Here is a 20,121-nt window from a genome sequence, read left to right as displayed (position 1 = left end):
GCAAGAGTGATTCGATTGAAATCGGGATCGCAGCAATCATCGCGTACCGTTAAGACCGCGCAACTCCGGCATGGCTGGTTCGGTGGGCCGCAAATGCGTACTCTTCAACAAGGTTTCCTGGCGCGCGTAACTGGAATTGAACGGCGGCGGATTCTGCTTCAGTTCCGGAGCCTGCGCTATGCTGAGGCTGCTTAGTTCGATCAGAATATAGGGCAGCACCGCCGTGCCCAGCCATCCCGCGTAAGCGGTAAATACCGTATAGGTTTCAAATGGCGCACTGTCTGGCCGGCTCACTTTCAGCGCCACGCCGCCCTGCTGCGCCGTCAGCGCGCCGATGCGGGCGCTACGGGGAACGATGCGTTCGACAATGAAGGGCTTGGCTTCCTGCTCGCCGCGGCTGCCGAACTGGCCGATGCCGCCGGTGGTGGCCGCCTGGACCAGCGGCACTTTCAAGGCGCGCGGATCGACGTTGCCGGTGCTGATCGTATACAACACGCCGGGCGCGTCAGGCCAGCGCAAGGACTGCTTGATGCTGCTGATGGTCCTGCCGTCATCGGCGATAAAGCCATGCGGGATGCACAGGCCCAGTTCTTTGGGCACCTCGGCGGTGGCGCGCGGGCGAAAACTTTTCAAGAACCGGATGAACTGTTGGCCATGCGCTGCCTCGCTATCCTTGTTGCGTATTTCTTCCATAGATTCAAACACATAGACATAATCGCCGCGCTTCAGGTGGCTGCGATAGATGGAATAACGCGTGGGGTTAATCGTTCCCGAACCTTCACTGGTGCGGTAGCCGTCACTGTCAGACAGGCCGGAATCAAATGCATGGTAGTTGGTTTGCAGCTCCTTGATCTGCGCCTGCCTGCCGCTGACCGATTTCTGCGCCAGATAGCGCGCCTGGCGGGTCTTGGCGCGAGGTATTTTTCCGGTACGTGCATATTTGATGGCAGCATTGCGCTCATCGCGCGCCTTTCGCCGCAGCCCTGGCCGCCTTGCACAGGGGCTTGTCGGTCCGGCCGGCGCAGGTTCTCTGCCGGCAGCTCTCGGCCGCCGCCGGTTTCAATTTGCTGCATTGCTGTAACTGGGCTTGCAGGCTGGACGGCGCTTTTTTGGGCGGCATGCCAACTTGGGCATGCGACACCAGCGCGGCCAGAAGGGCCACGTCGTTATCCTGTTCCGGCGTGGCGGCGGGCTTGGCCGGATCAGCAGGCTTGAGCGGTTTGGCTGGCGGTCTTTTCTGCGGCGCGTGCGCCGGCCTGGATGCGCTCTTCTGCGGGCTTTCCAGTGCCTTGCTCAGCACATCCCTTGGGGTGGGCACGGGTGCAGGGGCCGGGACTGGGGCTGGGGCTGGCAGGTCGGCGTCCAGCATTTCGCTCAAGCTTTGCTGCGGCAGGGCCTGCTGTTCCTCCTCGCGTATGCTGGCCGCCGTGGTGATGGGCGCGGTGGCTACAGCCGGTGTTTCCGGCGCTGGCGCCGTGCTGGTCACCACCGGTTCGGCCACCGCCGCCGTCTCGCGCTGCCCCAGCCAGGCGCCGGCGGCCAGCAACAACATGGCGCCGGCCAGCATGCCCCCCCAGACAGGCCACCGGCTGGCGCGCCTGCCTTCATGCGGCACGGGCGCAGGCCGCCTGCCGCCTTCGAGATGGTTGAGGATACGGCTGCGGTCGGCCTCGGCCTGTTGCGCGGGCGTCAATAAGCTGGGCCGTGTCGAAGGCCGTGGGCTGTCGTCATTGCTTGGCAAAATCTTAACTCCTGTCAATATTTGCAATACCTTACGACAATAAAAAAAAGCGTGACGCATGTTAGGAAATCAACAGTGCGCACCCGGCGCACAATTGAAACTAAGCTCCCGTAATTAGCAAGTTAGTAAGATATACTCAGAGGCAATATTAGCGCAAACGCTGGCACAGCAGCATTTAACTGCCCATGCATGGCGTCTTTTTTCGAATGGGGTGGGCGTGTTTCTACTGGCGGTGGCACTCTATTTTTTACTGGCATGCCTGATCAGCTGGCTGGTGCTGTTCCCATCCGGTCGAGAACTGCTGATGCGGGTGCTGGCGACGGCCGAACAAGGCATAGTGGCGCGGCTCGAGCGCCTGGCCCGGCGCAGGAACGCCGGCCTGGACACGCTGCGCCGTGGCGGCGCCAGCACGCTGCTCGGCAGCGCGGCATTCGTACGCCGCCATTACCTGCTGTTCCTGGGCGGTGCGGCGGTGATGTGTCTGCCACCGGCGATCGCCTTGCTGGCAGGCAGCAAAAGCATATTGGGCGGTTACGAGGTCTCGACGCGCGAAGTAAATACGCAAGTGTCGGCCCTGCTGCAAGGCGAACAGCTGGTGCCGCCGGTGGACTTGCCGCCGCTGGTCTTCGCCACCGAAGAAGTGCAGCAAGTGCGGCCTATGCTGGTATCGGCCAGCCGCAACTGGACGCTGCTCAATGCCGAATATGCACAAAGGCTGCTGCTGGTGTTCAAAATCATGAAGGAAAAACATGGCTATGACATGGCCATCCTGGAAGGTTACCGCAGTCCGGAACGGCAAAACATGCTGGCCGGCATGGGCAGCAATGTCACCAATGCGGCCGCGTTCCAGAGCTGGCATCAGTATGGCCTGGCGGCCGATTGCGCCTTTTTGCGCGACGGCAAGCTGGTGATCTCGGAAAAAGATCCCTGGGCCATGCGCGGCTATCAACTGTATGGCGAAGTGGCCGAATCGGTCGGTATGACCTGGGGCGGGCGCTGGAAAATGATGGATTTCGGCCACACCGAACTGCGCGTGCCTGGTGTGATGAAGAAACAACGATGACTGGAAGGAGCACAGATGGCTGGTCCTGTAATCAGATTGGGCGATAAGACATCGCATGGCGGCAGCGTGCTGGAAGCCTCGGCAGTGACGGACAGCGGCGGCATCGGCATCGCGCGCGTGGGCGACAAGGTGTCGTGCCCGCGGCCAGGCCATGGCATTTGCCCCATCGTCAGCGGCGACGCCAGCTGGATCGTCGATGGCAAACCGGTGGCCCGCCAAGGCGATAAAACCAGTTGTGGCGCGGTGCTGATCGCCAGCCAGCAAGCCACCACGGATCAGCTATGACGTCCGGCCGCCACTGCAAGGGAGCGCGCTGATGCGCCCGTGGCTGCGGCGCAGCCTGCTGATACTGGTCGTGTTCGCTTTGTGCTGGGGCGGCGCAATCTGGTACTGGCGCAACAGCACGCGCATGCCATCGACAGGCGACCTGGCCGGCACCATGCTGGCGTTGCCGCTGGCGCTGCTCATAAGCTGGTGGTTGGGCAAGAAACTGTTGGCCAGGCTGGCCGTGCCGGCTGCGGTACCCGCGCTGACCGATGCCGCCGACGCCAGGGCGTCCGGCAATGCCCCTGCGCCGCGCGCGCCGCTGCACCTGGCGGCCGCCGCACTGCGCATGCCGGGTGGCGCCTCGGCGCCGGAACTGGCGGCCGCGCTGCAGGACAAGCGGCAGCGTCCTGAACTCGATCCGGAGCTGACCGATGCGCAAGGCTACCCGGTGATGAGCGCCCGCGTGGCGGACCTCGATGAACATGAGCAAAAGGCAGTGCTGGACGACTGGCTGCGTACCCGTCCGGCCGATACGATGCAGGACGCAGCAGCGCATTTTGATGCCGAACACTTGCGCGCATTGGCGCTGGGCGCTGAGGTATTGACCGAACTGATGCAGGAAGCGGCGATGCACACGACGCTCGACGACTACAAGGCGGCGCAACCGGGATCGCGCGCCGCCCTGCCGCTGCCTACCCTGCAACTGCATCTGCTGTTGCCACCCGATTGGGACAAGCCGCAGTGCGACACGGGCGCCGCCTGGCTGCATGCGCAAGCGCAACAGCAAGGCTGGCCTGCCGCCAAGCTCAGCGTGCACCTGGCCGGCGACAGCGGGCCGCTGGCGCTGATCGAACAGCTGGCCGCGCAGACTGCCTTGCAAGAACTGCCTTGCCTGGCCATCGTGCTGGCCTGCGCTTCGCATATCGGCGAACTGACCGTGCATGACTGGGCCGCACGCGGCCTGCTGTTCCATAACGCCCAGCCGGGCGGGCAGATTCCCGGTGAAGGCGCGGCCGGCCTGTTGCTGGCCGATGCGGCCCAGGCTGCGGCGCTGCAGGTGGACACACCGGTACTGCTGCACCATGCCAGCATGGCCGTGCGTGGCCAGTCAGCGGACAGCCGCGGCCATGGCGATGCCACCTTGCTGGCCGAGCTGGGCGGCAAGGCGATATCGGCGGCGTCTGTCGCCCCGGCCGCGATCACGCGGCTATACGCCGATGCCGACCAGCGCTCCAGCCGCATGATCGAACTGATGAACAATGCCGGCACGCTGCTGCCCGATATCGATCTCAGCAACGACGTACTGAGCGTGGCGGCGGCCTGCGGCCAGAGCGGCCAGGTGGCCACCTTGGCGGCGCTGGTGCTGGCGTGGCACGAGGCGGCCGACAATGCCAGCCAGGTGCTATGCCTGAGCAACCTCGACGCGTTCCAGCGGGCCGCCGTGGTGGTGGGGCCGGTGGCCCTTGCCCCTGAATCCCTCGCAGCGACATGACCATTCCATCCACCATGCCTATCAACCTCTCGCCCCTCATATTATGATGCAACGATTCTGGCATTCCATTACTACCCGTTTCAGCCTGTTCGCCATCGGCTTCGTGGCACTGGCCGCGCTGCTGGCCAGTTGCGCCGTCATCTTTGAATGGCCGCTGGTATGGATCGTGCCGCCGCTGGCGCTGGTCCTGCTGTTCGCCAGCGTGGTCTGGTGGCTGCGGCGCTGGCGCCGCCAGCGCGACGCCACCCGGTTCGGCGGCATGCTGGAACAGCAGACGTCCGGTACGGCGCCCAAGGCAGGCCCCACACAGCGCGAGGAAACCGAAGCCATCCGCAAGCGCATGCTTGCGGCGATCGGCACCATCAAGACGTCCAAGCTGGGCCAGTTGTCGGGCGACGCGGCCCTGTACGAGTTGCCCTGGTATATGGTCATCGGCAATCCGGCGGCCGGCAAGAGCACGGCGATCGCCAATTCTGGCCTGCAATTTCCTTTTGCCGACAGCAAGATCGTGCAAGGCATCGGTGGCACCCGCAATTGCGACTGGTTCTTCACCACCGACGGTATCCTGCTCGACACGGCGGGCCGCTATTCCGTCAACGACGAAGACCGCGCCGAATGGTTCGGCTTCCTGGCGCTGCTGAAAAAACACCGCAAGCGCGCCCCGATCAACGGCATCATCATCGCCGTCAGCATTGCTGAACTGACCGGCAGCCGGCCCGAATTCGCCATCAACCTGGCCAAGAACCTGCGCCAGCGGGTGCAGGAACTGACGGAAAAACTGGAAGTCCACGCGCCCGTCTACGTGGTGTTCACCAAGGCCGACCTGATTACCGGTTTCAACGAATTTTTCCAGGATACCGAACGGGGCGAACGCGACCGGGTATGGGGTGCCACCCTGCCCTACAGCCAGACCAGTTCTAAACAGGACGTGCTGGAGCAGTTCGACCAGCGTTTCGACGAGCTGTATGACGGCTTAAAAGAGCTGAGCCTGGCCAGCATGGCGCTGCAGCAGAACGAACGCATGCCGCCGGGCGTGTTTACCTTCCCGCTCGAGTTCAGCGCGATCAAGGGGTCGCTGCGCGCCTTCATCGCCACCCTGTTCGAGGAAAACCCGTTCCAGTTCAAGCCCGTCATGCGCGGCTTCTATTTCACCAGTGCGTTACAGGAAGGCATGTCGGTATCGGCCTCATCGGAACGCGTGGCGCAGCGCTTCGATTTGAAATTGCAGCCGCAGCAACACAACGAGGTGCAGGACCAGCATGGCTATTTCCTGCTCAATCTGTTCCGCAAGGTGATCTTCGCCGACAAGGAACTGGTCGCCCAGTACGCCAGTCCAGCCAAGACCCGCGTGCGCTACGCCACCTTCTTTGCCGCCACCGCGCTGGTGGGCCTGGCGCTGGCCGGCTGGAGCTGGTCCTATATGGCCAACCGTCAGTTGGTGGCCAACGTGCAGGCCGACCTGGACCAGGCGATCAAGGTACAGGACAAGCGGCTCGACTTGCAATCGCGTTTCGAAGCGCTGGAAATCATGCAGGACCGAATCGAGCAGCTCGATTCCTACCGCAACAGCCGGCCTATCTCGCTGGGCCTGGGCCTGTACCAGGGAGAATTGCTGGAGCGAAAACTGCGCGAAGAATACTTTTCGGGTGTGCGTGAAGTGATGCTGGGCCCGGTCGCCCAATCGTTGGAAGCCTTCCTGGCCGAGGTCAATGCCGGCGCCAGCCGCTTGCAGCCGATGGCCAGCACGCCGCAGTCCGGCGCGGTGTCGGCCAGTGCGGCCGCCACCCTGCCCGCGCCGGCCGGCACCCTGGCCACGCCGGTGGCCGCCACGCCGACGGTGGCCCTGGCCAGCGCCCCTGCCGCCGCACCACCAGCCACGGCCGCTGCCGTCAACCTTGGCGCGCAGCAGTTCAAGGATGCCTCGCCGGCGAATGTGGAAGACGCCTATAACGCCCTGAAAACCTATCTGATGCTGAGCGACAAGTCGCGCGCCGAAGCGAGCCACTTGAATGACCAGCTGACCCGTTTCTGGCGCGTTTGGCTCGACAGCAACCGCGGCAACATGCCACGCGAACAGATGATACGCAGCGCCGAACGCATGATTTCGTTTTACCTCACCCAGATCAACGACCCGTCCTGGCCGCGGATCGACAGCAAGCTGGCGCTGGTCGACCAGTCGCGCGACAGCCTGCGCCGCGTGGTGCGGGGCATGCCGGCGCGCGAACGCGTGTACGCCGACGTCAAGGCACGCGCCGCCACGCGCTTCGCCTCGATGACAGTGGCGCGCATCGTCGGCGAGCAGGACAAGGAGCTGGTGCTGGGCAGCTACGCCATTCCCGGTACTTTCACGCGCGACGCCTGGGAACAATTCATCCAGCAAGCCTTCCAGGAGGCGGCCAACCGCGAACTGCAAAGCGCCGACTGGGTGCTGAAAACGGCGTCGAAGGATGACCTGACCCTCGAAGGCAGCCCGGAGCAGATCCAGAAAGCGCTGGTCGAGCTGTACAAGACGGATTACGCCAAGGAATGGCAGAAATTCATCCAGGGCGTCAGCATCCGCGAATTGAACGGCTTCGACAGTGCGGCGGCGGCCATGAACCGGCTCGGCGATCCGCAAACCTCGCCGATCAACAAGCTGATCGAAACGGTATACAAGGAAACCTCGTGGGACAACCCGTCGCTGCTGGGCCAGGGCTTGCAGCGCGCCCAGCGCGGCATGATGGGCTGGTTCAAGGAAACCATCCTGCGCCAGAAACCCTCGGGCATCAACGTCAACGTCGGCAGCGGCAGCGGCGCGCCCACCACCAGCGCCTTGCCGATGGGACCGGTGGGCCGCGAGTTCTCCGGCGTGGCCCGCCTGGTCGTTACCAAGGACAAGGACGCTTCGCTGATGCGCGGCTACATGGACGCGCTGTCCAAGCTGCGCGCCCGTTTCAACCAGATCAAGAACCAGGGCGATACCGGCCCCGGCGCCAAGCAGTTCATGCAGCAGACGCTGGATGGCACCGGCTCGGAACTGGCCGATGCGCTCAAATACGTGGACGAACAGATGCTGACCGGTATGACCGATGCGCAAAAGCAGGCGATCCGGCCGTTGCTGGTACGCCCGCTGATGCAGACCTTCGCCGTCATCATCAAGCCGACCGAGACTGAAATCAACAAGGTCTGGCTGGCGCAGGTGCTCGAACCGTTCCAGAAAACCCTGGCGCCCAAGTATCCGTTCTCGCCCGCCTCGGGTAGCGAGGCCAGCAATGCCGACATCGGCCAGGTGTTCGGACCGGAAGGCAGCATCGCCAAGTTCTTCAATACCACCATCGGCCCGCTGGTGGTGCGCCGTGGCGATTCACTCAGCGCCAAGACCTGGGCCAACATGGGCATCGGCCTGGCGCCGTCTGTGGTGGCCAGCTTCCCCGGCTGGATTGCTCCGCTCAGCGCCAATGGCGTGGCCACGGCGGCCGGCGCCGGCGAAGCGCAAACCCGTTTCGACCTGCAGGCGCTGGCCGCCGTCGGCGCCACCGAGTACACGATCGAAATCGATGGACAGGCGCTGCGCTGGCGCGGCCAGCCGCAGCCGTGGATCCATATGGTCTGGCCGAATCCGCAAGGTACGCCAGGCGCGCGCATCAGCGCGATTACGCCGGAAGGCCGCACGGTCATATTGCTCAACGAGCTTGGCCATTTCGGCCTGAAGAAAATGATCGATTCGGCCAAGCGCAAGCGCAAGGATGGCGGCGTATTCGAACTGAGCTGGGAAAACAGCGGCGTGAGCGTGGCGGCCAACCTGAAGATCGTCGCCACGCCGGCGCCGGCCGCTGCGCCAAGCACCGCCTCGGGCGCCGCGGGCTTCCGCAGCCTGAAGCTGCCGGAAATCGTGGCCCAGAGCGTGCCGGCCGTGAATGCGCCTGGTGCCGCCCCCACCGTCACCGGCAATGCGGCCAACGCCGCCGTCGCGCCATGACCCGCACCACCGCCACCCCGATCGGCTACTTTGGCAAGCTGCCTAGCCGCGGCGACTTCGTCAAGGCCAGCGACAACCCGGCCCTGCTGAAGATCCTCGACGACTGGCTGGCGCAAGCGATGGACCTGCTCAGCGCCGACGCGCGCTGGAAACTGACCTACGATGCGCTGCCGCCCATGCATTTCGCCTTTATCGGCCCGCGCCGGGGGCGCGCCATCGCCGGCCATATCGCCGCCAGCAGCGATGCCTCGTCGCGCCGTTTTCCCTTCCTGATGATGAGCACCATGGAAGTGGACCAGCCGGCCGCGTTTGTCGCCAACAGTCCGCTGGTGCTGTCGCGCCTGTGGAACCGTTGCGAGGGGCTCAGCAATGACATGCGCGGCCCCGATGCAGGCAACGCGCTGCACGCGGCAAGCCATGCCAGCATCGACCTCGACCTGCGTGCCGCCGCCTATGAAGCCACTTTCAACGATTTCCTCGACATGCAGACCGTGGGCGAACTCGACGCGCTGCTGGCGCCCACCGGTTTCACGGGCACGGTGCGGCAGGTGCTGCTGGCGCTGGGCCTGCTGCTGCAGCCGGTGATGGCCAGCAGTTCCAGCCGACTGGAAAAAAGTCTCGAATTGCCGCTGCCGGCCGACCCGTTGTACCGCAACATGGTGGCGGCGTTCTGGATGCACCTGATCACGCCGTTCCTGGCGCGTGCCGACTTCGAGCTGGCGCTGTTCATCACGCGGCTGCGCGGTCGCCAGACGCTGGTGCTGGGATTTTCCGGCGCATCGGCGCAGACCCTGCATGTGCTGATGAATCCGCAAGCGGCACTGGATCACCATATCGCGTTCGACGACCTGGACTGGGTCGAGGAACACGTCGGCAACGACTATGCGATCAAGAAAGTATCGACCTATCTGGCACAAGCCAACCTCTCGCTCAAATCGGCGCACGATTCCTTGCGCGCCGCCTTTATCGGAACCTGACCATGCGCGTATCCCGGATCGTTCTCTTCCTCGGCATGGCGCTGGCCGCCATGTCCGCTTCAGCGCAAGCGCCCATATCGATACCCACGGCCGCCACGCCGCAGCCAGGCCAGGTATTGGCCGCCGGCACCGTGCCCGACGAAGCGAGCAAAGCCGCCGTGCTGGCACGCCTGCGCGAACTGTACGGCGCCGACAAGGTGGTCGACCAGATTGCGGTCGGTCAGGTGGTCTTGCCTGCCAACTGGAACGCCTATGTGCAAAAGCTGCTGTCGCCCAACCTCAAGCAGATCAGCCGCGGCCAGCTGAAGATCGACGGCAGCGTCGTCAGCGTGCGCGGTGAAGTGGCCAACGAGGCGCAGCGGCAAAAAATCGCCAGCGATATCGCCACCAGCCTCAATCCTACCTACACCGTCAACAATGGCCTGCGCGTGTCGGCCAGCGAGCAAGGCGTACTCGACACCACCCTGGCCAACCGCACGATCGAGTTTGAAAGCGGCAAGGCAACGCTGACGCCATCGGGCCGTGCCATCCTTGATGAAATGGCGGCAGCCATGCAAAAGCTGGCCGGCCGCAAAGTGGAAGTCATCGGCCATACCGACAACCAGGGCTTGCGCGCCAGTAACCAGAGCCTGAGCCAGGCGCGGGCCGAAGCCGTCAAATACTACCTGGCATCGAAAGGCATCCATGGCGACCTGCTGACGGCGTCGGGCCAGGGCTCCGACCGGCCGATCGCCAGTAATGACACGGCGGACGGGCGCGCCCGCAACCGGCGCATTGAATTTCGCATGGCGCAATAACCATCCATCAGAGGAATCAGAGGACCACATGTTTTCAGCCGAACAGTTATTACTCCCGATCAGCAATGAACAACCGGCAGGCGTGGACCTGGCGTTTTCGCCCGAACTCGACGCCATTACCCTGGCGCGCAAATTCGACGACCCCTCGCTCGACCAGGGCGAATGGGTCGCCGACCTCAAGGAGGCTGACTGGGACTTCGTCGTGCGCAGCTGCGCCGGCCTGCTTGCCGGCAGCAGCAAGGATCTGCGCCTGGCGGTATGGCTGACCGAAGCGGGCACCAAACGCTACCACCTGCGCGGCATGGCAGAAGGTTTGCTGGTGCTGGCCGGGCTGTGCGAAAAATTCTGGGATCGGGGTTTGTTCCCGGAAGCCGAGGACGGCGACCAGGAGCAGCGCATCGGCAACCTCAGCTGGATACTCTCGCGCATCCCCGCGCTGCTGCGCGAGGTGCCCCTCACGGCAGGCCCGGGCGGCGCTTTTTCCACCATCGATTTCGAGACCGCGCGGCGCCAGGCCGGCCCGGGTGATTCCGCCAGGCAGCATGAGGGCGTCAAGTTGTCCGACATGGAAGCGGCGCGGCGCAACAACTCGGCCGCCTTTTGCGCCAGCTTCGCCGTCGACGCGCAAGATTGCCTGGAAGCGCTGCGCAAGCTTGAAAGAGTCGTCGACGCCAGGCTGGGCAACGACAGCCCTGCCTTTTCCACGGCGCGCGAAGCCGTCGAAGCGATGCTGCGCGTGATGCCCGCCAGTACCGGCGTGGCGCCAGCCGCAGTCCCCGCCGCCAGTGGCGTTCCTGCTGCTGACAGCGCGATGACGCCGGCCGTGCCGGCGATCCCGGCCGGCCCGCCCGGCGCCATCGCCACCCGCGCACAGGCAATCGAGCAACTGCGTGCCGTGGCGCAGTTCTTCCGCCGCAGCGAACCGCACAGCCCCGTCTCCTATTTTGCCGACAAGGCCGCCAATGCCGCAGACCAGGACTTGCACAGCTGGCTGCGCTCGGTGGTCAAGGACGCCGGTTCGCTCGCGCATATCGAAGAACTGCTGGGCGTGCAGCCGCCCGGCAATGGCTAAAATCGATGTTCACGCCATGGCGGTGCGTCTACCGCCGCCATGGCGTGAAGGTTTGTGCCTGGCTCAGTATTATTTCGATTTTTCCCGGTCTTCCTCGCGCCAGCGCTTTTTCAGCTGCGCCAGCCACTCAGCCTCTGCATTGGCATATCTTATAATGATTTTCTTTTCTGCCTGATAATAGAGCCGGGCTTCCTGACTGGCTTGCTGCATGGAGTTTTTCGCGGTCTTGACTGCGCGGTCCAATTTTTTTTCCGCCTCGACTCCGGCATCGTGCACGCCGTGGCCGACGCGGGTGGCGCCATCGACGATCATCCGGCTCGTTTCCTTGTACGTCTCCACCGCCCGCCGTTCCAGCAGCTTTTCGGCCTCGGACACCCCCCGCGCGGTCGCGGCAATCTTTTTGCGCGCCATACGATAAGTGCTGACGGTGTAGCCATACAACTGCTGGAAGTAGGTCACGGCCGCATCGCCCGCTGCTTTGACCGCCTTCAGCGATTCATTGGCGATATTCGACATGTTCGAATAATCATCGCTTTGCGCGAACACGTGGCGGAAGCGGCCGTAGCCGCCCGTCAGCCATACCGGCTCGTGCTTGCCCAGGATGCGAAAGCCGGCGCGGGAATCGTGCACATAATCTTCAAACAGCGTGACGCAGCCAGCCGGCGGCTGCGCGCCTTCCGTCATGATTTTCAAAAACCGATCTTCCCAGTCGCTTAAGGGGTCTTTTCCTTCTTCCACAAACAGCATGCCAGCCGGGCTGACGCGATGCAGAACAGTCTTGGCACGTTCACCGAGCCACCCCATCGTGGTCGCATTGGCCTTCTTTCGTTCGCGCCACGAGCGCAGGTATATCCCCAGATCGGTATCGGCCTCCAGTAAATCTTTCTGGCCCGGCTGGTCGGATTCCTTGAAAAAGCGCCTGGTCTTCAGCTGCTCTTTTCCCTGCGCGTGCAACATGCCGCGCCAGCGCAGATATTGTTTTGTATGCGCCTCGGTAAAGGTCTTCACGTCAGCGCCCTTGATGCCGTTATGCGTCAGCCAGTTGTTGTAGGAGGAGATCAGTCTTGGGTCGGTGGCAAAAGAATGCATGAGCGCCTCGCGCTTTACCTCTTTCATCTCATTCAGAGTGCGTAAGGGCGCACCGGCTTTCAGGGCGGCGAAATGCATGTCGATCAAGGGAATCTGCGACAGATGCGGCGAAGGCCCCCAGCTCGGCATGGATCTGCCCTGCTCGCCTGGGTAATACCCTCCACCTACATCGGAATGCATGCCAGGGTAGCCAACATTGCCACGCCCTGTCGCCGATTCCAGCGGAAAACTCGCGCGCTGTTCGTGCAAAGCAATGAAATGGGTGCACTCTTCAACTACGGGATGAATGCTCTGGGTTCCGTTTCCCCAAGCCATATGTCCAAAAGTGACTGGCGTTACGTCTCCGACGCCAACGGCGGCGACGGTATCGAAAATTCCCAGGAAGCCTATGCGTATGGGGACGCCTGCCAACTCAAATGCGCCGGTTTCCCGTTCGAATACCTGATGCAGCCAGTGCGCACTGGCGCGCGCTTCGGCCGCGCCACGGGAAAAGCCGAAGATGGATACGTTGATTTGCTTGAGCTTGCGCTGATGAGTTTTGACGACACGCGCCAGTTTTTCCTCAAGCGACGTCAGCATTGTCCACCGCTGCACACCTTCCAACCCGAGCAGCATTTGTGAACTCATCAAATTGACCAACACCCGCTGTGCGTCGTTATCAATTAATTTTGATCCTGTCAAGTAGATATGCACTGCATTGAACAGCGAGGTGATACCCCAATTTATTCTATCGGCCCCCATATAACCAAATCCGCCACCAGCATTATCGTTAAGCGTTGGAATAGTGTCGCCAATAGCAGAAAATGGTGTACCTACGCCTGGCACATAAACACGGAAAAAACCATTTTCAGGTTCCTCCAGATGCGCATCCCACAACTTGGCAACGTTGCTGTGCTTGTTCCGTTCCCGTTGTGTAAGATTTTTCGGGTTAACAACCGAATCAACTTGCCTCCACGCAGCATTATTTCCGCTACCATCATAAAACAGTCCGATGTAAATCTGTCCTTGACACTCAGTTTTATGAGGTGATCTGACACATGCCATGGCTTTTGCGCGCTGCGACGATTCTTTTGGAGTAAGTATGCGTCGTCCATCCAAGGGCGCCTTACGACCAGTATAAATAATAGACATTTATAAAAGCTCCATAAACAATTTTTAAAATAGAGTTACTCCCATATAATTTCCACTGGCACACCTGGCTTAAGCTCTGCCTCCTTGCCCGAGAGCGGATACTTTCGATGCCCCAATATATATTTAGTCACAAATACTTTGTAATTTCCATTATGCAAAAAATGCACTATAAACATTCCGGCATCGCTTGATACATATTTAGGTACTGGAACAGTTTTTTCCAAACTAATTTCTTTTCCATTTTTTATGGTGCTCATGCGAATTGTCGCCGTCATCCCCGGTTGCCATACGACCGGAATTGAAAGGCAACAAGTGTATCCACCGCCACCAGCACCCGCATCGAGATAGCCTACTTCCACTTCCGCCCCCGTCGACAAGGATACTAAATAACCCCCGATCCCGTGCTCGGTATGATTGTATCCACTTACATTGACTGGCAACATCATCTTTTCCTTGCCACAAGCCATATTTGAAAACAAAAGAAAACCACATAAAAAAACGCAACCAAATCGCTTTCTAAATAAATTCATCATAGTATTCCAGTAATTGAAAATAGATTATAACAAAGCACATTCACATCAAAAAATTCACTCCCATATTATTTCTAGCGGCACTCCCGGATCTAGTTCTGCTTCCTTGCCAGAAAGCGGATATTTCCGATGTCCTAACGAGTATTTAGTTACAAAAATCTTGTGGCTTCCATCGTGAAGAAAGTGAACAACAAATATGCTAGCATCGGAAGAAGTGTATTGAGGTATAGATACTATTTTCTCGACTCGGATGCACTTATCACCTTTTACCGTGTCCATGACTATCGTTGCTTTCATACCAGGTTTCCATACGAACGGTATTGAAAGACAACAAGTTATCCCTCCACCACCTTCCCCTGGCGCCAAATAACCGGCCTCGGCTGAAGATCCGTCATCGAGTGTCACGATATGGCTTCCAACACCATGTTCGGTATGATTATGCGCCGTCATATTCAGGCTTATTCTCATTGATTCCTTACTGCAAGCAGTATTCAAAAATAATAGAAAAATATATAAAAGAACACAACCCAATTTCTTTCCAAATAAATTCATCATACACTTCATGAATTGATAGTAAATGCTGCAAAGAACACTCACATCAAAAAACTTACTCCCATATTATTTCCAGTGGAATACCCGGCTCCAGTTCCGCCTCCTTACCTGAAAGTGGATACTTACGATGTCCCAACAAGTATTTTTTTACAAAAACCTTTAAGCTGCCATCGTGAAGAAAATGAACGACAAACCTGCCGGCATCGGAAGAGTTGTAACGAGGTATAGAAACCGTGTTCTCCACTCTGAGCGGCTTACTATTTTCTAATATATGCATGGCAATGGTCGCATTCATACCGGGCTTCCAGGTTGCAGGTATAAAAAGACAGCAAGTTTTCCCTCCACCACCTTCCCCTGGCGCCAAATAACCGGCCTCAGCTGAAGAACCATCATCTAACGTCACGATATAGCTTCCAACACCATTTTCGGTATGGTTATACGCAGTAAGACTCACAGCGGTTTTCATTAATTCTTTATTGCAAGCCACAGTTGAGAATAAAAGAAAAATAGAAAAAACAGAAAAACTTAATCGATGTTTAAATGGAGTCATAAAAATAATTTTCAACAAATAAACAAAAGTAAATTTAATCAATCAATCCCACAAGAACCTACTTCCATATTATTTCAAGCGGCACTCCATGTTTTAATTCAGCTTCTTTTCCAGAGAGTGGATATTTCTGATGCCCAAGTAAATATTTAGTCACAAATACTTTATATCGTCCATCATGTAGGAAATGAACGAGAAATCTACCAGCATCAGAGGCCACATAAGGTGGTACGGGCACTACTTTCTCCACTCTGACATCTTTTCCGTCTTTTATAGTGTCCATGATAACGGTGAATTCCATCCCCTTTTTCCATACAGCAGGGATCGAAAGGCAACAAGTTTCACCTCCACCACCCTGACCTGGAGCAAGAAATCCAGCCTCAGTCCAGGAACCGTCGCAAGTTTTACAATATAACTACCAACTCCATGTTCGGTATGATTGTAGGCGGTGAGATTCACGCTAATTTTCATGTTTTCCTTGCCACATGCCGCATTTGAAAATGCAATCAAAATACATAAAAATACATTGAGTAAATTTTTTTGAAAATAGTCTTTTGATCATCTGAGTTCCTGAAATTCGTTGACCAAATACATCCTGAGATTGAAATGAAAATTAAATCAACTTTAGGAGTCGCTTATCCCTTGGGGTCATACGCCTCCCACAGCGGCGGCCCCGCTTCCCAAACGGTTTTCGGCAAGGCTTGCAGCGCGTCATAAAAAGCATCGAGCGATGCGGGTGGGTTTTTCATGAATGCAATAAACAAGGGCTGTTCCATGGCTTTGCCTGATGTGTATAAAGCCAGCAATACGTATTGGGTTTGCCGGTCGAGGTCATCGATTCCTGCATCGAGCGCGTGCTGCTGGTATTTCGCGACAAAAGCGTTCAGCACGCGTGGCGGCGTGTCATTGGTTTCATCGGTGATCACGCGCCGCAAATGACTGACCAGGTTAGCGGTGTCGGCCGGTTTCAGCTTTGCATGTTTCACCGTGCTTGACGCCTGCGGTGCGGCCTTGGCCGCTGTCTGCGCCGCGACGTTGCCACCGGCAAATGCCAAAGCCAAACTCAGGCACAGTGCCAGTGCCGGCAGTTGGTCAAGCTTCATGCTGAATGCCCCATAAGGGTGGGCCGGCTTCCCATACGTCGTCGGACAAGGCTTGCATGGCTTCATAGAAACTTTCGATAGAGGTGGGTGGGTCTTGCATGAGGGCAATGAAATCGGGGTGTTCGATGCCGGCGCCGGAGGTATACAGGGCCAGCAGCAGGTACTGCGTCTGGCGGTCCAGGTCGTCGATGCCAGCGGCCAGTGCGCGCTGCTGGTAGCGGGCGACGAATTCATATAGCAGCCGTGGCGGGGTATCGTTGGTTTCGTCGGTGATCACGCGCCGCAAATGGCTGATCAGCGTATCGGCGTCGCCGGCATCGACCAGCATGCCGTATTGCGCATCATCCAGATGGATGAGAGGCGAGTCCATGAGCGCAGCGTCCGGCGCAGCACCGGCTGTGTCGACATCCAGCAGGACGGCAACATCGCCAAAACGGTTGATGTACTGCAAGTTCAACAGTCCAGCCACGAATTGCTCGCGCTGTAGCGGCTCCAGGCAGGCCAGCCAGACCGGCAGGATGCGGGTGTCATACCAGCGCAGCATCATCTGCTGCTGGTCGCTCAGGCCGACGGCATGAAATTGGCGTAAATGCCGTGCCAGTTCGGGCAAGGGCCAGGGACTTTCCATCCAGCTCAGGCAAGGCGCGCCATATCCAAGCTTTTCAGCCCAGTCGCAGACTTTTTCCAGCATGGTCGGCGCAAGACCGGACAGCGGTATCAACAGGGGCGCGATCTCCGGCAGGCTCGCTTCGTGGGTCTCCTCGAACAGCGACGCATACGGTACTTTCCAGCGCTGTAGCATCAGGTGGCTGTTTTCGGCTTGCGCACTGTCGAGCAACAAATAAGGCAGGCGTTGCTGCTCAAGACTGGCCCGGACCCAGCCGTGCAATGCCGAAACGCTGTCGGGCCTCAACGCAGCACTCCCGCTGCGCCCTGTTGCATGGCGCTCAAAATGCAGTTTTTGCAAGTGCTCGATGGCAATGGCGGCATCACATACGGTGCGCGCGTGGGCCCGATAAAACTCTTCTTGCCGGCATATACCGTGATCTTGCCCGGGCACTGGATCGTGATATTGCCACCCTCGATGGTGATGTTGGCCCCGCCCGCCGTCGACAGACGAATGCTTTTCGCCGCCGCCCAGTCCACATGCGCGTTGGCGCTGATGACGTTGATTTCGTCGCGCGCCTGCACCTTGAGCACGTCGGCCTGCGCCTGCAGGTCGATGGCCTGTTTGGCGGCGATCAGCTGCAGGCCGATATTGTTCTCGCCCGCCTTGACCACGCCGCCCAGCATGCCGATGGCCTGGCCGCTATGCACGCGCAGTTTTCCGCCGCTGCTGAACTGGGTATCTTGGCCGCTCATCACGGTGACGGTTTCGCCGTTGACCAGTTGCATGTCTTGCCCTGCGACGACGCCCAGTCCAGCCCTGGCGGCAAGCGCGATGATGGCGTCCTTTGTTTGCGGCAACTGTTCATGCATGCCGGAGACGCTGGCCAGCATCGCCTTGAGCGGCGCGGCCTTGTCGTCGAGCGCGCTGGCGTCCGGCTTCGCTACTCCGATGTGGCTGGCGTAGGCCACCGTCTGGTGCGTCTTGGCGGCCTGGCTGAAGGTGTCGCCCAGCAGCACCGCCTGTTTCAACAATGCCATGCCGCCGGCATTGTCGCCGGCCGGATCGCGTTGCGCGGCGTCGTGCCTGAGCACATAGCTGCTCACCAGCAAGCCCGCCTTGGCGCGTACCACGCCATACGCGTCGGTGCGCAATTCGGCGCCAGCGCCGCGCAAGCTACCCCGATAATTGTCGGCCACATGGATCAGATGGCCCAGGCTCAGTTCGCTGGCCGCATGACTGCTTTTCAGTTGCACGCGGCCCTGGCTGTCGGTGTCGTCGAACAACAGCTGGTTATAGCCCGCCGCGCGGCCCGCCTTGCCGAACTCCTTGCTGCGGATGCCCCATTGCGCTGCGCCATTGCGGTGCGCCGCGCTGGCACCTGCGGCGCCATGCCACAGCGGACTGTTGCCGCCCGCCACATTGCCCTGGCCCGCGATGGCGTGGTCATGCGCCGGCTGGAACACGCCGGCATCGTTTTGATCACGCACAATGCCACCCGGGGTTGGTTTGGTGCCGCCCTCGCCCTGCCCGTTGTACAGCGCGCCGACGATGACGGGCCGGTCGATATCGTTTTCCAGAAATTGCACCAGCACTTCCTGGCCGATACGCGGTAGGAACTGGCTGCCCATGCCGCCGCCGGCCGCACGCTGCGCCACGCGTACCCAGCAGGTCGCGCCGGTCTCTTGCTGCCAGTGAAAGCGGATGCGCACCCGGCCCAGCTTGTCGCAATAGATTTCATCGGCGCCGCTGGCCACGTCATTGCCATCGGCGCCCACGACGATGGCGCTCTGGCTGCCCAGGGCGGTCGGCGTGGCGTGCTGGCGCGCATCGTTGCCAACTTGCACCGGACGCCACGGGGTCGCTGCACTGATCATGTCGATGCAGTTGGCGTAACCGCTGGCTTGCGCCTGGGCAAGCGCGGCGGCGAAATCGGGAAACCCTGCGCCCCACTCTGCCACGCTTTCTTCCAGCAATTCCGCTATCGGGCCGAACAATTCCGCCAATCCCTCCAAGGCCGGCGCCGGCAGGTTGTTGACGCCGATGCTGGCCACGCGCAGCACGACATACTCGGGTGCGGCACCGTCGGCTGGCTGCAACGGTCCCTGCGTCAGGGTAAAGCGCGTGCCGGCGCGCAGGGTGCGCACGGTCGAGCGCGCCTGCCACTGCTGCGCGCGCGCTTCATGGGCCTGCATCTGCAACCGCGCGTAGCGCTGCGCCTGGGCGGCGCTGGCGTACCAGTACTGGCCCGGTGTGTCGTAGCTTTCCAGCAGCGGCGCGTTCTTGCCGCCGAGAACCATATTCGTCGGCACGCTGGCGGCGACCGCCTTCTTGGCCTTGTAATCGTAGCTGAGCACGCTGCTCAGCCCGACGTGCAGGCTGCGCCGCGCGCTCAAGGCTTGCACGCTGTCGCCCGGCTCGCCGACGCGCGCGCCATGAAAACGGATGCCGCTGCCTTGCACGCTGCTGGCGTCCTCGGGCGTGGCACAAGCCTGGCTGCTGTCGGCAAAGACAATCAGAGTCTGATCGTCAAACCGCCAGGTCAGCCCTTCTTCGGTCAGCAGGCGGCGCACGAAGTCGAAATCCGATTCGCGGTACTGGCAACAATAGCTGCGTTCGCCCGCTTCCTGCATGCACGACGCGACCTCGTCGCTCCAGCGCCACAGCGCGTGCGGCGCATACGCCTGCAATACCTCGTCGACGATGGCTGTCACGGTTTTGTCTTGCCAGACGCGGCTGTTACGCACTTGCGTCAGCAGCCACAGCCACGGCGTGATGCGCAGCCGGTAGCGCGCCAGTCCGCCATTGCTGCCGAGCATGGCTGCGGCGCTGATGTAGCCGGAAAACTGGGTGCGCGTGCCGTCTGCCAGGCTGATATGCAGGCTGGCAGGCTGGCCCAGCAGGGATGCCAGCGCAACATGGGCGCTGGTGGACAGGGCGATAATCTCGCGCGCGCCGATCACCTGCAATTGCTCGTCGGCGGCAAAGGCTTCGACCAGCAAGCCGCTGTCCGCCTCCTCGCCGATGGTCAGTTCGTACAGCCGCGTGGCGCTCGTGAAAGCAGCCAGCGCGTCTGCAATCTTGTCGCTTGAAGTGGATGGCATGCGGTTCCCGTCAGTCGTTTACTATGCTTTGCATATTTAACAATTATTGTAGCGAGGAATGTATATCGCAGGAGCGCGCTTGAAACGGGGT

16 protein-coding genes and 1 pseudogene are annotated in these 20,121 nt (G+C 60.3%); 7 read left to right on the top strand and 10 right to left on the bottom strand.

Annotated features, from left to right (window positions below):
• Nucleotides 1–36: 36 nt before the first annotated feature.
• Complete coding sequence (locus tag ACP7DE_RS05070) at nt 37–693, bottom strand: T6SS immunity protein Tli4 family protein (RefSeq protein WP_426071047.1); 657 nt, start codon at nt 691–693, stop codon at nt 37–39.
• A 265-nt stretch (nt 694–958) separates the two neighbouring features.
• Entirely contained in the window at nt 959–1,741 is a 783-nt protein-coding gene (locus ACP7DE_RS05065; RefSeq protein ID WP_426071046.1) for a hypothetical protein, read from the bottom strand.
• Between the two features lie 217 nt (nt 1,742–1,958).
• Here ACP7DE_RS05065 and ACP7DE_RS05060 point away from each other — a divergent pair, with 217 nt between their 5' ends.
• Genes ACP7DE_RS05060 through tssA form a run of 7 tightly spaced genes read left to right on the top strand, consistent with a single transcriptional unit; the run spans nt 1,959 to nt 11,367 of the window.
• Entirely contained in the window at nt 1,959–2,804 is an 846-nt protein-coding gene (locus ACP7DE_RS05060) for a M15 family metallopeptidase (RefSeq protein WP_426071045.1), read from the top strand.
• Between the two features lie 15 nt (nt 2,805–2,819).
• On the top strand, nt 2,820–3,089 hold the full coding sequence (locus tag ACP7DE_RS05055) for a PAAR domain-containing protein (protein WP_034788054.1): 270 nt from the start codon (nt 2,820–2,822) through the stop codon (nt 3,087–3,089).
• Between the two features lie 31 nt (nt 3,090–3,120).
• A complete protein-coding gene (locus tag ACP7DE_RS05050) occupies nt 3,121–4,563 on the top strand; it encodes a hypothetical protein (protein ID WP_426071044.1) in 1,443 nt (480 codons plus the stop codon).
• A gap of 46 nt (nt 4,564–4,609) precedes the next feature.
• A complete protein-coding gene (tssM, locus tag ACP7DE_RS05045; RefSeq protein ID WP_426071366.1) occupies nt 4,610–8,521 on the top strand; it encodes a type VI secretion system membrane subunit TssM in 3,912 nt (1,303 codons plus the stop codon).
• Entirely contained in the window at nt 8,518–9,498 is a 981-nt protein-coding gene (gene tagF / locus ACP7DE_RS05040) for a type VI secretion system-associated protein TagF (protein ID WP_426071043.1), read from the top strand. The genes tssM and tagF overlap by 4 nt, the downstream gene beginning before the upstream one ends.
• A 2-nt stretch (nt 9,499–9,500) precedes the next feature.
• Complete coding sequence (locus ACP7DE_RS05035) at nt 9,501–10,295, top strand: OmpA family protein (protein WP_426071042.1); 795 nt, start codon at nt 9,501–9,503, stop codon at nt 10,293–10,295.
• Between the two features lie 28 nt (nt 10,296–10,323).
• Entirely contained in the window at nt 10,324–11,367 is a 1,044-nt protein-coding gene (tssA, locus tag ACP7DE_RS05030; RefSeq protein WP_426071041.1) for a type VI secretion system protein TssA, read from the top strand.
• A 69-nt stretch (nt 11,368–11,436) separates the two neighbouring features.
• Here the strand turns inward: tssA and ACP7DE_RS05025 are convergent, their stop codons facing one another.
• The 8 genes and pseudogenes from ACP7DE_RS05025 to ACP7DE_RS04990 form a co-directional block, all read right to left on the bottom strand.
• Entirely contained in the window at nt 11,437–13,587 is a 2,151-nt protein-coding gene (locus tag ACP7DE_RS05025) for a T6SS phospholipase effector Tle1-like catalytic domain-containing protein (protein ID WP_426071040.1), read from the bottom strand.
• A 35-nt stretch (nt 13,588–13,622) separates the two neighbouring features.
• Nucleotides 13,623–14,120, bottom strand: coding sequence for a DUF3304 domain-containing protein (locus tag ACP7DE_RS05020; protein ID WP_426071039.1), 498 nt, complete (start codon nt 14,118–14,120; stop codon nt 13,623–13,625).
• 54 nt (nt 14,121–14,174) lie between these two features.
• Nucleotides 14,175–14,672: a DUF3304 domain-containing protein gene (locus ACP7DE_RS05015; RefSeq protein ID WP_426071038.1), complete on the bottom strand. Its 498-nt coding sequence runs from the start codon at nt 14,670–14,672 to the stop codon at nt 14,175–14,177.
• A 52-nt stretch (nt 14,673–14,724) separates the two neighbouring features.
• Nucleotides 14,725–15,261, bottom strand: coding sequence for a DUF3304 domain-containing protein (locus tag ACP7DE_RS05010; protein WP_426071037.1), 537 nt, complete (start codon nt 15,259–15,261; stop codon nt 14,725–14,727).
• A gap of 16 nt (nt 15,262–15,277) precedes the next feature.
• Nucleotides 15,278–15,583 (bottom strand): annotated as a pseudogene (locus ACP7DE_RS05005) (DUF3304 domain-containing protein); the annotation flags it as partial.
• A 268-nt stretch (nt 15,584–15,851) separates the two neighbouring features.
• Nucleotides 15,852–16,319 carry a hypothetical protein gene (locus ACP7DE_RS05000; RefSeq protein ID WP_426071036.1) on the bottom strand — a complete coding sequence of 156 codons (468 nt, stop codon included), beginning with the start codon at nt 16,317–16,319 and terminating at the stop codon, nt 15,852–15,854.
• Nucleotides 16,309–17,232, bottom strand: coding sequence for a DUF4123 domain-containing protein (locus ACP7DE_RS04995; protein WP_426071035.1), 924 nt, complete (start codon nt 17,230–17,232; stop codon nt 16,309–16,311). The genes ACP7DE_RS05000 and ACP7DE_RS04995 overlap by 11 nt, the downstream gene beginning before the upstream one ends.
• Nucleotides 17,229–20,030, bottom strand: a complete 2,802-nt coding sequence (locus ACP7DE_RS04990) for a type VI secretion system Vgr family protein (protein WP_426071034.1) — start codon at nt 20,028–20,030, stop codon at nt 17,229–17,231. The genes ACP7DE_RS04995 and ACP7DE_RS04990 overlap by 4 nt, the downstream gene beginning before the upstream one ends.
• Nucleotides 20,031–20,121: the final 91 nt, after the last annotated feature.

Source organism: Janthinobacterium sp. DSP2-3-3 (assembly GCF_049897325.1).
Taxonomy (GTDB): Bacteria; Pseudomonadota; Gammaproteobacteria; order Burkholderiales; family Burkholderiaceae_D; genus Janthinobacterium.
The sequence above is the reverse complement of the archived record's forward strand: the minus strand, read 5'-3'. Positions and strand labels throughout refer to the sequence as shown.